Source organism: Streptomyces sp. NPDC059455 (genome assembly GCF_042750115.1).
GTDB lineage: Bacteria > Actinomycetota > Actinomycetes > Streptomycetales > Streptomycetaceae > Streptomyces > Streptomyces endocoffeicus.
On sequence record NZ_JBHYVB010000258.1, the window covers coordinates 1 to 13,554 of the forward strand.

Annotated in this window: 12 protein-coding genes; 10 read left to right on the plus strand and 2 right to left on the minus strand. The window is 73.1% G+C overall.

Annotated elements, in window-relative coordinates:
- Positions 1-61: 61 nt before the first annotated feature.
- Entirely contained in the window at positions 62-1,423 is a 1,362-nt protein-coding gene (locus tag ACFXB5_RS47695; RefSeq protein WP_385220758.1) for a DUF1015 family protein, read from the minus strand.
- 76 nt (positions 1,424-1,499) lie between these two features.
- On the opposite strand from ACFXB5_RS47695, the gene ACFXB5_RS47700 reads away from it, so the two are divergent.
- The 4 genes from ACFXB5_RS47700 to ACFXB5_RS47715 all read left to right on the plus strand — a co-directional run bounded on the left by ACFXB5_RS47700 (position 1,500) and on the right by ACFXB5_RS47715 (position 5,820).
- Positions 1,500-2,537, plus strand: a complete 1,038-nt coding sequence (locus tag ACFXB5_RS47700) for an HAD hydrolase-like protein (protein ID WP_385220762.1) — start codon at positions 1,500-1,502, stop codon at positions 2,535-2,537.
- Positions 2,538-2,789: 252 nt separating this feature from the next.
- Positions 2,790-3,839 carry a FecCD family ABC transporter permease gene (locus ACFXB5_RS47705; protein WP_385220765.1) on the plus strand — a complete coding sequence of 350 codons (1,050 nt, stop codon included), beginning with the start codon at positions 2,790-2,792 and terminating at the stop codon, positions 3,837-3,839.
- A complete protein-coding gene (locus tag ACFXB5_RS47710) occupies positions 3,836-4,900 on the plus strand; it encodes a FecCD family ABC transporter permease (RefSeq protein ID WP_385220768.1) in 1,065 nt (354 codons plus the stop codon). The genes ACFXB5_RS47705 and ACFXB5_RS47710 overlap by 4 nt, the downstream gene beginning before the upstream one ends.
- Positions 4,901-4,956: 56 nt before the next feature.
- Complete coding sequence (locus ACFXB5_RS47715; protein WP_385220771.1) at positions 4,957-5,820, plus strand: ABC transporter ATP-binding protein; 864 nt, start codon at positions 4,957-4,959, stop codon at positions 5,818-5,820.
- Positions 5,821-6,005: 185 nt separating this feature from the next.
- Here ACFXB5_RS47715 and ACFXB5_RS47720 read toward each other — a convergent pair whose 3' ends face one another.
- Positions 6,006-6,353 carry a sterol-binding protein gene (locus tag ACFXB5_RS47720; RefSeq protein WP_385220774.1) on the minus strand — a complete coding sequence of 116 codons (348 nt, stop codon included), beginning with the start codon at positions 6,351-6,353 and terminating at the stop codon, positions 6,006-6,008.
- A 65-nt stretch (positions 6,354-6,418) separates the two neighbouring features.
- Here ACFXB5_RS47720 and ACFXB5_RS47725 point away from each other — a divergent pair, with 65 nt between their 5' ends.
- The 6 genes from ACFXB5_RS47725 (at position 6,419) to ACFXB5_RS47750 (ending at position 13,432) form a co-directional block, all read left to right on the plus strand.
- The gene (locus ACFXB5_RS47725; protein ID WP_385220776.1) at positions 6,419-6,850 is read left to right on the plus strand and encodes a hypothetical protein; all 432 of its coding nucleotides are present in this window, start codon (positions 6,419-6,421) and stop codon (positions 6,848-6,850) included.
- A 30-nt stretch (positions 6,851-6,880) separates the two neighbouring features.
- The gene (locus ACFXB5_RS47730) at positions 6,881-7,759 is read left to right on the plus strand and encodes a TlyA family RNA methyltransferase (protein WP_385220788.1); all 879 of its coding nucleotides are present in this window, start codon (positions 6,881-6,883) and stop codon (positions 7,757-7,759) included.
- A gap of 83 nt (positions 7,760-7,842) precedes the next feature.
- Positions 7,843-8,757, plus strand: a complete 915-nt coding sequence (locus ACFXB5_RS47735) for an NAD kinase (protein ID WP_138913505.1) — start codon at positions 7,843-7,845, stop codon at positions 8,755-8,757.
- Positions 8,758-8,990: 233 nt separating this feature from the next.
- Positions 8,991-10,742, plus strand: a complete 1,752-nt coding sequence (recN, locus tag ACFXB5_RS47740; protein ID WP_385220779.1) for a DNA repair protein RecN — start codon at positions 8,991-8,993, stop codon at positions 10,740-10,742.
- Positions 10,743-10,987: 245 nt separating this feature from the next.
- Positions 10,988-12,148, plus strand: coding sequence for a glycosyltransferase family 4 protein (locus tag ACFXB5_RS47745; protein WP_385220782.1), 1,161 nt, complete (start codon positions 10,988-10,990; stop codon positions 12,146-12,148).
- Between the two features lie 111 nt (positions 12,149-12,259).
- Positions 12,260-13,432, plus strand: coding sequence for a glycoside hydrolase family 64 protein (locus ACFXB5_RS47750; RefSeq protein WP_385220785.1), 1,173 nt, complete (start codon positions 12,260-12,262; stop codon positions 13,430-13,432).
- The last annotated feature ends 122 nt before the right edge of the window (positions 13,433-13,554 follow it).

Genomic DNA, 13,554 nt, shown 5'->3' on the forward strand with positions numbered 1-13,554 from the left:
CCCCCCCCCCCCGCCCCCGCCGCCCCCCCCCCCCCCCTTCGCATGTCCGCTCCCGAAGGGCTCACCCCAGCGTCAGGCTCCGCAGTACCAGGCCCGTCGCCGGCTTCGGCCCGAAGGACGTCGACTTGTGGGGCATCGCGATGCCCTGCCGCGCCAGCTCGTGCACGACGTCCTCGCGCACCGGATGCATCAGCACCACCGTGCCGCCCAGCCGCTCCGCCTGCTCGACGGCCGCCGTCGGATCGTGGAGGTAGCCGATGTGCTCGGGCGTGTCCGGGACGTTCCACAGATGGTCCAGCAGGGTGTGGTGGAGCACCGTGGCGTCCAGCGTCCGCCATGTCTCGGGTCGTCCGTCGGGGACCGTACGGGCCAGCAGCTCCGGGTCGGGCCGGTCCAGGAGGTGGAAGCGGCCGGATCCGGCCAGCAGGAAGGTGTTCGGAGCGCCGGGCTCGGCGCGCGCCGCCTCGGCGGCCTCGGCGAGGGTTTCCAGGGCGCGCGGGAGCGGGCCGTCGACCGTCCGCACCCGGAAGGCGCGCCGCACCGCCGGAAGCGCCTCCTCCGGGGGCAGTCGGCGGAGCAGCCGGTGGATGGCCCGGACCCGGAGCGGATAGCGGGCGGTGTCGACGAGCAGGACGAGCCCGAAGTCCCAGGGGCCGGGCTCCCGTCGCTCCTCGCGCAGCCGCAGATAGGTGGCCCAGCGGTGGTGGCCGTCGGCGATGAGGGCCTGGTGGTGGCGGAGGTCGGTGGAGACCGCCACGAGGTCGGCGGGGTTCGTGACCCGCCACAGATGGTGGTCGACGCCGTCCTCGGTGGTCGTGGAGAGCAACGGCTCGCGCAGGATGGTGCGTTCGATGACCCGCGCCGCCCCGCCGGTGCCAGGCCCGGCGGCTCCGCTCCCTGAGAGCTCGTTGGGCTCGTTTCCCGAAGTCCCGTTCCCGTTCCCGTTGCCGCGGTAGGCGAGCAGCAGCGGCTCCAGATGGGCGGCGGTGGCGCGCATCAGATCGGCTCGGTCCTCGACGACATGCGGCATGACCTCCTCGTGAGGGAGAACGATGCCCTCCTCGCGGGGGCTCAGCCGCAGCGCGCCGATCAGCCCGCGCTGGAGGGCCGGGCCATCGCGCTGCTCATAGACGTAGAGCGCGGGTTCGGGGTCCGGGGCGAGCACTCCGTCCGCCTGCCAGCGGCGCAGCGTCTCGGCGGCCTGGCGGTGGCGGGCCTCCGGGGTCCCGGCCTGCGGCAGGATCAGCCGGACGATGTTGTACGGGTCCGCCGTCTCGAGTTCGCGCAGGCCCTCGGGCCTGACCACCACGTCGTAGGGCGGTGAGGTGACGGCGGCGAGACTGCCGACCCGCTCCGCGACATAGCGCAGCCCCCGGAAGGGGGTGAGCTGCAGACCTTGTCCGCCAGGCCCTGGAATGCTCATCAGTGAATGTTATGCCCCGCGCGGCGATACGCGATGATCGGGGGAGAAGCGCACAGATCTGCGAGGAGTGGCCCCCATGAACCAGCCCGTCCGCACCCGGCCCGAGGCGAGCCGGCAGTCGCTGAACGAGGCGTACGACACGGCCCTGCTGGACCTCGACGGGGTGGTGTACGCGGGCGGCGAGGCCATTGACCATGCCGTGGAGTCGCTGGTCACCGCGCGGGACGGCGGGATGCGGCTGGCGTATGTGACCAACAACGCGCTGCGGACGCCGGAGGCGGTGGCGGAGCATCTGACCCGGCTCGGGATGCCCGCCACCCCCGACGATGTGATCACCTCCGCGCAGGCGGTCGCCCGGCTGATCTCCGAGCAGCTGCCGAAGGGGGCCCGGGTGCTGGTGATCGGCGGGGAGGGGCTGCGGGTGGCGCTGCGCGAGCGGGGGCTGACGCCGGTGGACTCGGCGGACGACGACCCGGCGGCGGTGGCACAGGGGTACGGCGGGCCGGACATGCCCTGGGCGCGGCTGATGGAGGCGGGGTACGCGGTGGCGCGCGGGGTGCCGTGGTTCGCCTCCAACCTGGACCTGACGATCCCCAGTGGCCGGGGCATCGCCCCGGGCAACGGCGCGGGGGTGGAGGTCGTACGCATCGTGACGGGCACGTCCCCGCAGGCCGCGGGGAAGCCGCTGCCGCCGATGCACCGGGAGACGATCCTGCGGACCGGCGCCCGGCGGCCGCTGGTGGTCGGGGACCGGCTGGACACCGATATCGAGGGCGCGTACGCGGGCGGGGTGGACTCGCTGCTGGTGCTGACCGGGGTGACCACGCCCGCACAGCTGCTGGCCGCCGAGCCCGGGCACCGGCCGTCGTTTGTGGACCGCGACTTGCGGGGGCTGCTCACCCCGCAGCCGGAGGTGGCGCACGACGGGGAGTCGGGCGGCTTCCGGTGCGGGGGCTGGGCGGCGTGGGTCGAGAACGGCGCGCTGGTGCTGGAGGGCGAGGGCGAGGAGCCGCTGGACGGGCTGCGGGCGCTGTGCGCGGCGGCGTGGTCCGAGGCGGGGGACGGTGTGAGCGGCGCGGACGCGGGGAAGGCTCTGGCGCGGCTGGGGTTGTGAGCCGCTGAGGCTGGGACTTCGAGCCGACGGGGGCTCCGCGCTGACGGAGGCTGGGGCTCCGAGCCGACGAGGCCTGGGCTTCGAGCCGACGGGGGATGGGACTTCAGCCGCCGCGGCCGAGGTTCTGAGCCGACGAGGGCTGTGCGGCCGAACTCGCGCTCCGGGGAGCCCGCATGGATGCGACCAGCGGGACTTAGGGTAACCTAACTTAACCTGAGTCCTGATCGGCCGTGCTGTGAGGTGGAGTTCCGCGTGACCCTGGTCAGTCCGGCGAAAGCCGGGACCGAGACAGCGAGCGCGCCGCCCCGGCGGCGCACCGCGCGCCGTGCGACCGGATTGGCCGCCTCTGTGGGCGTGCTGCTGGCGATCGCCGCGGCGTCCATCGCGATCGGTGCCAAACCGATTCCGCTGGACCAGGTGTGGCACGGGCTGTTCCACTACAGCGGCAGCGACACCGATGTGGTGATCCGGGACGTACGGCTGCCGCGCACCATCCTCGGGCTGCTCGTCGGCGTCGGCCTCGGCCTCGCGGGCGCGGTCATCCAGGCCCTCACCCGCAACCCGCTGGCCGACCCGGGGCTGCTGGGGCTGAACGCGGGCGCGTCCGCCGCCGTCGTCTCGGCCATCAGCTTCCTCGGCGTCACCTCTCTCACCGGCTATGTGTGGTTCGCGTTCCTCGGCACCGCCGTCGTGTCCGTGCTGGTCTACGCGCTCGGCGGCAGCCGGAGCGCCACCCCGGTGCGGCTCGCGCTCGCCGGGACGGCGGTGTACGCGGCGCTCTACGGATACGTCAACGCCGTGGAGCTGCTGGACACCGCCGCGCTCGACAAGATGCGCTTCTGGACGGTGGGCTCACTCGCCTCCGCCAATATGACGGTGGTCCGGCAGGTGGCCCCGTTCCTCCTGGTCGGCACCGTACTGGCGGTTCTGCTGGGCCGTTCGCTGAACGCCGTGGCACTCGGCGACGACACCGCCCGCGCGCTCGGCAGCAACCTCAACCGCACCCGGGCGCTCTCGATGATCGCGGTCACCCTGCTGTGCGGGGCCGCGACCGCCGCCTGTGGCCCGATCGCGTTCGTCGGGCTGATCGTGCCGCATCTGGTCCGCGCGCTCACCGGGCCCGATATGCGCTGGATCCTGCCGTACGCCGCGGTGCTCTCGCCCGTTCTGCTGCTGGGCGCCGATGTGGTCGGGCGGTTGGTCACCCGGCCCGCGGAGCTCCAGGTCGGCGTGGTCACCACCTTCATCGGCGGGCCCCTCTTCATCTACCTCGTACGTCGCCGAAGGATGGCCCAACTGTGAACGCGAGCAAGCGCACCGCCAAGTCCGGGACGCGCGGGGTCACGCTGCGCACCGCCGGTCTCTCGCTGCGCATGGACGTCCGCGGCGCGGTCGTGGGGCTGCTGCTGATCGCCGTGGCGCTCGTGATGAGCGTCGTGCTCATCGGCACCGGCGACTTCCCCATCGCTCCCGCCGATGTGGTGCGGACGCTGCTCGGCAACGGCACCGTGGCCCAGGACTTCATCGTCAACGAACTGCGGCTGCCGCGGGTGCTGGTGGGGCTGCTCGTCGGGGCGGCCCTGGGGATGGGCGGGGCGATCTTCCAGTCCATCTCCCGTAATCCGCTGGGCAGTCCGGATGTGATCGGTCTCGGCCAGGGGGCCGCGGCCGGGGCGCTCACGGCCATCGTGCTGGTCAAGGGCGATTCGAACGTGGTCGCCACCGGGGCCGTCCTCGGCGGGGTGCTGACCGGACTGGCCGTCTACGCGCTGGCCTGGCGGCAGGGCGTCCACGGCTATCGGCTGGTCCTCGTGGGCATCGGCACCTCCGCGACGTTCACCGCCGTCAACGGCTATCTGCTCACCCAGGCCCACCAGGAGGACGCGGCACGCGCGGTGATGTGGCTGACCGGCTCGCTGAACGGCCGCGACTGGGACCAGGTCTGGCCGCTGCTGGCCGTCTGCGCGGTGCTCATGCCCGTGGTCCTCGGGCAGGCGCGGAACCTGCGGATGCTGGAGATGGGCGACGACAGCGCCTACGCCCTCGGGGTGCGGGTGGAGCGGACCCGGATGGTGCTGATGGGCGCGGCCGTGCTGCTGGTCGCGTCCGCCACGGCCGCCGCCGGGCCCGTGGCCTTCGTGGCGCTCGTCGCCCCGCAGCTGGCCCGCAGGCTCACCCGCTCGCCGGGTCCGAACCTGCTCCCCGCGGCCTGGATGGGCGCCGCGCTGCTGGTCACCGCCGACTGGGCCGCCCAGCGCGCCTTCGGGGCCGATCAGCTGCCGGTGGGGGTGCTCACCGGGATGCTGGGCGGCGCCTATCTGCTGTGGCTGCTGGTGACCGAGCGCAGGGCGGGGCGGATATGACGGCTGTGGACACGACCCGGACGGAAACTGTGGACACGACCCGGACGGAAGACGACATGGACAAGGACACCCGGCAGACCGTGGCTTCCAGCGCGAGTGGCACCCAGGACCAGCGGCAGCGGCTCATGGCGGAGGGGCTGACCCTCGCCTACGACCGGCGCACGGTCGCCGAGGAGCTGTCCGTGACCATCCCCGACCACTCCTTCACGGTCATCGTCGGGCCGAACGCCTGCGGGAAGTCGACCCTGCTGCGCGCCCTGTCCCGGATGCTCAAGCCGGCGGCCGGGTCGGTGCTGCTGGACGGGCAGTCGATCGGCTCGCTGCCCGCCAAGAAGGTCGCCCGCACCCTAGGGCTGCTGCCCCAGTCCTCGATCGCCCCGGACGGGATCACCGTCGCCGACCTGGTCGCCCGGGGCCGCTATCCGCACCAGGGGCTGCTGCGGCAGTGGTCGGAGACGGACGAGCGGATCGTCGACGAATCGATGGCGGCGACCGGGGTGGCGGAGCTCGCGGATCGCTATGTCGACGAATTGTCCGGCGGTCAGCGCCAGCGGGTGTGGATCGCGATGGCCATCGCCCAGCAGACCCCGCTGCTGCTCCTCGACGAGCCCACGACCTATCTGGACATCCAGCACCAGATCGATGTGCTGGACCTGTGCGCCCAGCTCCACGAGGAGCAGGGCCGCACCCTCGTCGCCGTGCTCCACGACCTGAACCACGCCGCCCGCTACGCCACCCATCTGATCGCGATGCGGGGCGGGGAGGTCGTCGCGGAGGGGGTGCCGGGGGACGTGGTCACGGCGGAGCTGGTGGAGCGGGTCTTCGGGCTGCGCTGCCAGGTGATCGACGACCCGGAGACGGGGACACCGCTGGTCATCCCGGCCGCCCGCCGGTCCCGTACGGCAGGGGCGCTTGTCTAGTGCCGCGTCAGCCAAGGTTTGCCCCGCTCGCCGCCCTGGCACGGCCGCCCCCGGCTACCGCCGGGAGGTGCCCCCTGCGGCGTTGCCGAACCGACCGAGTAGGCCCACTACGAGGCCGATTCGGCGCCTTGCAGCTGACCGCACCAGGACGCCTCGCTACCGGGCGAACCTTGACTGACGCGGCACTAGATCAGCTTCCGCAGCCGCAGCAGGTCGCGCAGCCCGGCCTCGAGCTTGATCCGTCCGGTGCCCCACGCGCGTGCGAAGTGCAGCTCACCGTCGACCAGGGCCACCAGGTCGTCGCCGGTCATCGCCAGCCTGATCTGCGCACGCTCGGCCGGGGGGCCCGACGCGGTCGTCACATCCTCGATCCGGCTGTCCACGAGACGGCCGACGAAAGTGGTGTCCAGGTCGGTGATCCAGCAGCTGACCGAGCGATCGAGCGCGGCAGCGCTGCGAAGATCCCCGTTCGCGGTCGCGAGGTTCTCCGCCAGTTTGTCGAGTGCGCTGCGGCACTGCTCCAAGGTCGCCATCGCGGACGACGTTACCCCAGGTCTCGTACGTCGGAGAACGAGGGATTCGCGGTAGCGTCGGGGCCATGAGTGAGCCGATGCCGGCCGGGTGGCCCGGCCCGCAGCCCGGTCCGACGGCCGAGGAGGCCCGGGAGGCCGCGCCGGAGCCGGTGCCCGAAGGGGCCGAAGGGACCGAGGACGTCGCGCTGGAGCCCGTGCCCGAAGGGGCCGAGGGGGCCGAGGGGGCCGGGGACGTCGCGCCGGAGCCGGTGCCCGAGGCCGTGCCCGAGCCGTCCGGCCCCGCCGATCCGGCCCCGCTCGGCGTGGACCGTACGCCCACCGGCGTCGCCGAGGTGGACGCCCGGCTGGCCCGGCTGGCCGACGCCGACCACCTCGGGACGAGCGGACATCTTGAGGTGTACGAGGATGTCCACCAGGGCCTGCGCGACACGCTGACTGCACTCGACCGGCGGCCCGGACCCCCGCCGCCCGGCCCGCGGCCCCCGTCCGCCGCGTAAACGACCTCAGGAGCTGAACCACCCGTGGCAGTGACCCGTCCACGACGCGTACGACTCGACGCGGAGCTGGTGCGCCGCAAGCTGGCGCGTTCGCGTGAGCATGCCAGCCAGCTGATCGCGGCGGGCCGGGTCACCGTCGGCGGGGCGATGGCGACCAAACCGGCCACCCAGGTGGAGACCAGCGCGGCCGTCGTCGTGATCGAGGACGACAGCGATCCGGACTATGTCTCGCGCGGCGGCCACAAGCTGGCGGGCGCGCTGTACGCCTTCAGCGAGGAGTACCGGAAGGGCGCGGGCGCGGGGCAGGACCCCGGGGTCCGCCCGGCCATGGGAGCCGGGGCGGGGCTGCAGGTCGCCGGGCGGCGGGCGCTGGACGCCGGCGCGTCCACCGGAGGCTTCACGGACGTCCTGCTGCGCGCGGGCGCCGCTCAGGTGCTCGCCGTCGACGTCGGCTACGGGCAGCTCGCCTGGTCGCTGCAGAGCGATGAACGCGTCAGTGTTTACGACCGTACAAACGTGCGCGAGCTGACACTTGAGCGGATTGGTGGGAAACCGGTGGACTTGGTGGTCGGTGATCTCTCCTTCATTCCGCTCGGGCTCGTCCTGCCCGCCCTCGTGCGGTGCGCGGCGCCCGACGCCGATCTGGTGCTGATGGTCAAACCACAGTTCGAGGTCGGCAAGGAGCGGCTGGGCAGCGGGGGAGTGGTCCGCAGCGCCGAACTGCGTGCCGAGGCGGTGCGCACGGTGGCCGGGCGGGCGGCGGACCTGGGACTGGGTGTGCTGGGCGTAACGGCCAGCCCGCTCCCGGGGCCGTCGGGTAACGTCGAGTACTTTTTGTGGATGCGCGCCGGGGCGCCGGCACTGGACCCGGCGGATGTTGACCGTGCAGTGGCGGAGGGGCCCAGTTGACCACTTCAGAAGCAGCGCAGCAGAAGGACGCAGTGTCCGAGCCTGGAGCCGGGGACGTAGTGACGGCACCGGCGGTCGAGCCGATGACGCCGGCGGCCGAGGCGACGGCGGACCGCACTGTCTTCCTCCTCGCGCACACCGGCCGCCCCGCGGCCATCCGCAGCGCCGAACTGGTCGTTCAGGGGCTGCTGCGCAGCGGAATCGGGGTGCGGGTGCTCGCCGCCGAGGCGGCGGACCTGCCACTGCCCCCCGCTGTCGAGCGCGTCGACGCGGAGCGCGACGTGCTGAACGGCTGTGAGCTGCTGGTCGTCCTCGGCGGGGACGGGACGCTGCTGCGCGGCGCCGAGTTCGCCCGGGTCTCGGGCGTGCCGATGCTCGGGGTGAACCTCGGCCGGGTGGGCTTCCTGGCCGAGGCCGAACGGGACGACCTCGACAAGGTCGTGGACCGGGTGGTGACCCGGCAGTACGAGGTCGAGGAGCGGATGACGATCGATGTGCTGGTCCGCAACGACGGGCACATCGTGCACACGGACTGGGCGCTGAACGAGGCGTCGGTGGAGAAAGCCGCGCGTGAGCGGCTGCTCGAGGTGGTCACGGAGGTCGACAACCGCCCGGTCTCCCGGTTCGGCGGCGACGGCGTGGTCTGCGCGACCCCGACCGGCTCGACGGCGTACGCCTTCTCGGCGGGCGGGCCGGTGGTGTGGCCCGAGGTGGAGGCGCTGCTGATGGTGCCGATCAGCGCCCACGCGCTGTTCGCCAAGCCGCTGGTGACGTCGCCGAAGTCGGTGCTCGCGGTCGAGGTGCAGCCGCAGACCCCGCACGGGGTGCTGTGGTGCGACGGCCGCCGCACGGTGGAGCTTCCGGCGGGGGCGCGGGTCGAGGTGCGGCGGGGGGCGGTGCCGGTTCGGCTGGCCCGACTCCACCATGCGTCGTTCACGGACCGCTTGGTCGCCAAGTTCGCCCTGCCGGTCGCGGGATGGCGGGGCGCTCCGCACTAGGGGGTGTCCGACGGCTCGTGCCGCCTGCGGCGGGCTGTTCCCCTACCCGCCCCTTCCCGAACGATGGGGCCGCGCCCCCTCGCACCCCCACCGGTGCGGAGCCCCGGTTTCGGGAAGGGGCGGGGTGGGGGCTCTCCGCCGGAGGCGCCCGTACCCCACCCCGTACCGGGCAGATGTGCGGGTGGACCCCATAAGTGGCGCCCCTTCGTCGCATCGCACCGACCAAACCTCGTATGGTCGTGCACGTGCTGGAGGAGATGCGGATACGTGCCCTGGGTGTCATCGACGACGCGGTCGTCGAGTTGTCGCCCGGCTTCACCGCGGTGACCGGTGAGACCGGCGCGGGCAAGACCATGGTCGTCACCAGCCTCGGGCTGCTGCTGGGCGGCCGCGCCGACGCCGCCTTGGTGCGGATCGGGGCCAAGGCGGCGGTCGTCGAGGGCCGCCTTACGGTCGATGCCCGTTCGGCGGCGGCCGTAAGGGCCGAGGAAGCGGGGGCCGAGCTCGACGACGGTGTGCTGTTGATCAGCCGTACGCTCTCCGCCGAGGGGCGGTCGCGCGCGCATCTGGGCGGCCGCTCGGTCCCGGTGGGGCTGCTGGGCGAGCTGGCCGACGATCTCGTGGCCGTGCACGGCCAGACCGATCAGCAGGGCCTGCTGCGGCCCGCCCGGCAGCGGCAGGCGCTGGACCGGTACGCGGGCGCCGCGGTGGCCGGGCCCCTGGAGAAGTACGCGGGGGCCTATCGCCGGCTGCGTGCCGTCTCGGCCGAGCTGGAGGAGCTGACCACGCGGGCCCGCGAGCGGGCGCAGGAGGCGGATCTGCTGCGCTTCGGCCTCGAGGAGGTCGCGGCGGCCGAGCCCCGCCCCGGGGAGGACGAGGAGCTGGCGGCCGAGGCCGAACGGCTGGGGCACGCCGAGGCCCTGGCGTCCGCCGCCGCCGTCGCGCACGCCGCCCTCGCCGGGAACCCGGAGGATCCGGAGGGCGTGGACGCGGCCACCCTGGTCGCGGGCGCCCATCGCGCCGTGGAGGCCGTGCGCTCCCATGACCAGGCACTCGCCGGGCTCGCCGACCGGATCGGCGAGGTCGGCATCCTGCTGTCCGATGTGGCCGGGGATCTGGCGGGGTACGCCGACAACCTGGACGCCGACCCGATCCGTCTGGCGGCCGTCGAGGAGCGCCGCGCCGCGCTGTCCCAGCTGACCCGTAAGTACGGGGAGACCATCGTGGACGTGCTGGCCTGGGGCGAGCAGGGCGCCGCGCGGCTGGCCGAACTCGACGGCGACGACGACCGCATCGGCGAGCTGACCGCCGAACACGACGCGCTCCGCGCCGAGCTGGGCGAGTTGGCGCAGTCGCTCACCGACGCCCGTACGGAGGCGGCGGGGCGGTTCGCGGAGGCGGTCACCGCCGAACTGGCCTCGCTGGCGATGCCGCACGCCCGGGTCACGTTCGCGATCCGTCAGACCGAGACCGAGACGGAGGCGGACGGCATCGAGGTGGGCGGCCGCCCGGTGGTCTTCGGGCCGCATGGCGCCGATGAGGTCGAGCTGCTGCTCGCGCCCCATCCGGGTGCCCCGCCCCGGCCGATCGCCAAGGGCGCCTCCGGGGGTGAGCTGTCCCGGGTGATGCTCGCGGTCGAGGTCGTCTTCGCAGGCTCCGACCCCGTACCGACGTATCTCTTCGACGAGGTGGACGCGGGTGTCGGCGGTAAGGCGGCGGTCGAGGTGGGCCGTCGGCTGGCCAAGCTCGCCCGGTCCGCGCAGGTCGTGGTGGTCACCCATCTGCCGCAGGTCGCGGCCTTCGCCGACCGGCATCTGGTGGTCGAGAAGACCAACGACGGGTCGGTGACCCGAAGCGGGGTGAAGGCCATGGAGGGCGAGGACCGCGTACGGGAGCTGTCGCGGATGCTCGCGGGCCAGGAGGACTCCGAACTCGCGCGGGCGCACGCGGAAGAGCTCCTGGAGGCGGCCCGCGCGGGACGCTGACCCTTCACGCGGCGCTTCCCGCGACGTTTCCGCGATCCCTTGCGCGTCGCCTCTGCCGAACCTGCACGCGACGCCTCCCCAACCATTCACCCGAACGGGTGGTACCGCGGACGAGCGGGCGAGTTCGGGGCAGGCGTCACCTGGAGGCGTTGCGACGAGGGTTCGGCGAGTGCTGGCATTCTTGGGCGGAGCGCGTCCGCACCGTCCCCCCACCGCCCCGACACCGTCTCAGGAGCTCCGCCCGCGTGAGCAGTACCGTGAGCAACACCCCGGTCCAGCCGCACGGGCGGTCGTCGCTGCACGCGGTCCAGGTGCTGGGCGCCGGGAGTTCGGGCAGCGGGGTGCATGTGAGGTCGCTGTCGGCCGGGCTGGTGGCGCGCGGACTGCGGGTGACCGTGTGCGGGCCCTGGAGTGCCGAGCGCGGCTACGGCTTCACTCAGACGGGAGCGCGATTCACCGGGCTCGACGCGCTGACGGACGCCGGAAGCATGGCGTCGCTGCGCAGGGCCACCCAGGGCGCGGCCCTGGTGCACGCCCACGGGCTGCGGTCGGGGCTGCTGGCGGCGGTGGCGCTGCGTGGCCGGAACGTACCCCTGATCGTCACCTGGCACACCCGCGTGGACGCCGAGGGCGCGCGGGCCCGACTGGTCCGGCTGATGGAGCGTCGGGTGGCGCGGGCCGCCGCGATCGTGCTCGGGGCCTCCTCGGATCTGGTGGCCCGGGCCCGGGTCCGCGGTGCGCGCGACGCCCGGCTGGCCCCGGTCGCGGTGCCCGCCCCGCGCCGGCCGCCGGAGACCGCCGACGGGCGCCGCCAGAAGGCGCGGGCCGAACTGGGCGTGGTGGAGCGGCCGTTGCTGGTCACGGCCGGGCGGCTGGAGGCGATGGCCGGACACGGCCCGCTGCTGGACGCGGCGCGGCGCTGGCGGGTGCTGGATCCGCGGCCGCTGCTGGTGGTGGCGGGGGAGGGGCCGGACCGTGCGGTGCTCCAGCGCCGGATCGACACCGAGGGGCTGCCGGTGCGGCTGCTCGGCCGCCGCGAGGATGTGCCGCAGCTGCTCTCCGCGGCCGATGTCGCGGTGCTCTCCAGCCGCTGGGAGGCCCGGTCGCTGCTGGCCCAGGAGGCGCTGCACGCGGGGGTGCCCCTGGTGGCCACGGCGGTCGGCGGGGTGCCGGAGCTGGTGGGGGAGGCGGCCGAACTCGTCCCGTACGGCGACCCCGAGGCCCTGGCCGGGGCCGTGACCGGGCTGCTCGCCGATCCGGTGCGCAGGGTGGAGCTCGCGGCGGCGGGGCGGGCGCGGACGGCGGGTTGGCCGACGGAGGACGACACCGTCGCCCATGTCCTGAGCGTCTACGATGAGTTGGTGCAGACCTTTCTGCGTGAAGGGGTTGACGGGCCCGGTCGTTGATCGGCAGGGTGCTGGGCAGAGGAACGAGAGAGCGCTCTCAATTTCGCGCCTCCCGTCACCCCCCACGCCATTTTCCCGGCAACCCCCACTACGCCGAGGAGCACCATCATCATGATCAGTCGCAGGAAGCTGCTGGGTGGAATCGCTGCCTCCGCCGCCGCCGCGGGAACCGGCCTCGCGTTCGCCGGTGGCCGCGCCAACGGAGCACCAGGCGCTAAGGCCGCCGCCTCCCTGCCCCTCACCGTCGTGAACAAGACGGGGCAGTACGACAACGCGTCGGTATGGCTCTACATCGTCGGCAACGAGGGCGATCGGCAGGTCCACGTCACCCCGGACGGCAACGTCGCCCCCGTCGCGCTCTCCGACAACGGCTCGGACGGCTTCACCGACTACGCGATCCCGCTGGCCGGAAGCGGCGAGACCAAGCTGAACCTGCCTCAGATGTCCGGCCGGATCTATGTGGCGCTGGGCTCCAAGCTCAAGCTCAAGGTGGTCGAGGACGGGGCGGGCAAGGCCGCGCTGCAGTACCCGGCGGGCTGGGTGTCCGGCGACCCGAACTACGACATCATGCACGACTGCGCGGAGTTCACGTACAACTCCTCCGGGATGTTCTGCAACACCACCATGGTGGACATGTTCAGCGTCCCGCTGTCGATCAACCTCACCGGCGCCCAGGACCAGACGACCGGCACCCTCAAGGACGGCGCCCGCGCCAAGGTCTTCTCCGACCTCGCCGGTGTCGACGCCTTCAAGAAGCTGATCGTCGGTGACAATCTGCGGGTGATCGCTCCGGGCCATGGCATGGGCGCGGGGGTGTTCGCGGACGACTACTTCGCGTCGTACATCGACCAGGTCTGGGACGCCTACGGCTCGAAGGACCTCAAGGTCACCACCAACGCGGGCACCTTCACCGGCCGGGTGAGCGGCGGGAAGTTCGCCTTCACCGGCCCGGCCTCGGTCTCCTTCGACAAGCCCTCCACCAAGGACGTGCTGTTCTGCGACGGCGCCCTCGCCGCGCCCAACGACGGGACCACGGGCCCGGTCGCGGCGATCCTCGGCGCGGGCTTCAACCGCTCCACGCTGCACAACGCCGACGCTCAGCCGACCACCGACCCGGCCGCCTTCTACGGCGAGGACGTCACCAACCACTACGCCAAGGCCATGCACGCGGCGACTGTGGACGGCAAGGCGTACGGCTTCGCCTTCGACGACGTGGCCGAGTTCGCGTCCTACATCCAGGACACCGCCCCGAAGGGGATCACGCTGACCCTGACCCCGTTCTAGGGGGTGTCCGGGGGGTCCTGACGCCTGCGGCGGGCTGTTCCCCTCCCTGCCCCTTCCCGACACCTGACGATATGCGGCTCCGCCGCGTGCGGGGCTCCGCCCCAGACCCCGGGGTACAGGGG

Coding starts and splice junctions, on each gene's coding strand:
- ACFXB5_RS47735 (WP_138913505.1), top strand. CDS start 7,843: ATGACGCCGGCGGCCGAGGCGACGGCGGACCGCACTGTCTTCCTCCTC.
- ACFXB5_RS47695 (WP_385220758.1), bottom strand. CDS start 1,423: ATGAGCATTCCAGGGCCTGGCGGACAAGGTCTGCAGCTCACCCCCTTC.
- ACFXB5_RS47720 (WP_385220774.1), bottom strand. CDS start 6,353: ATGGCGACCTTGGAGCAGTGCCGCAGCGCACTCGACAAACTGGCGGAG.
- ACFXB5_RS47725 (WP_385220776.1), top strand. CDS start 6,419: ATGAGTGAGCCGATGCCGGCCGGGTGGCCCGGCCCGCAGCCCGGTCCG.
- recN (WP_385220779.1), top strand. CDS start 8,991: ATGGTCGTGCACGTGCTGGAGGAGATGCGGATACGTGCCCTGGGTGTC.
- ACFXB5_RS47700 (WP_385220762.1), top strand. CDS start 1,500: ATGAACCAGCCCGTCCGCACCCGGCCCGAGGCGAGCCGGCAGTCGCTG.
- ACFXB5_RS47715 (WP_385220771.1), top strand. CDS start 4,957: ATGGACAAGGACACCCGGCAGACCGTGGCTTCCAGCGCGAGTGGCACC.
- ACFXB5_RS47750 (WP_385220785.1), top strand. CDS start 12,260: ATGATCAGTCGCAGGAAGCTGCTGGGTGGAATCGCTGCCTCCGCCGCC.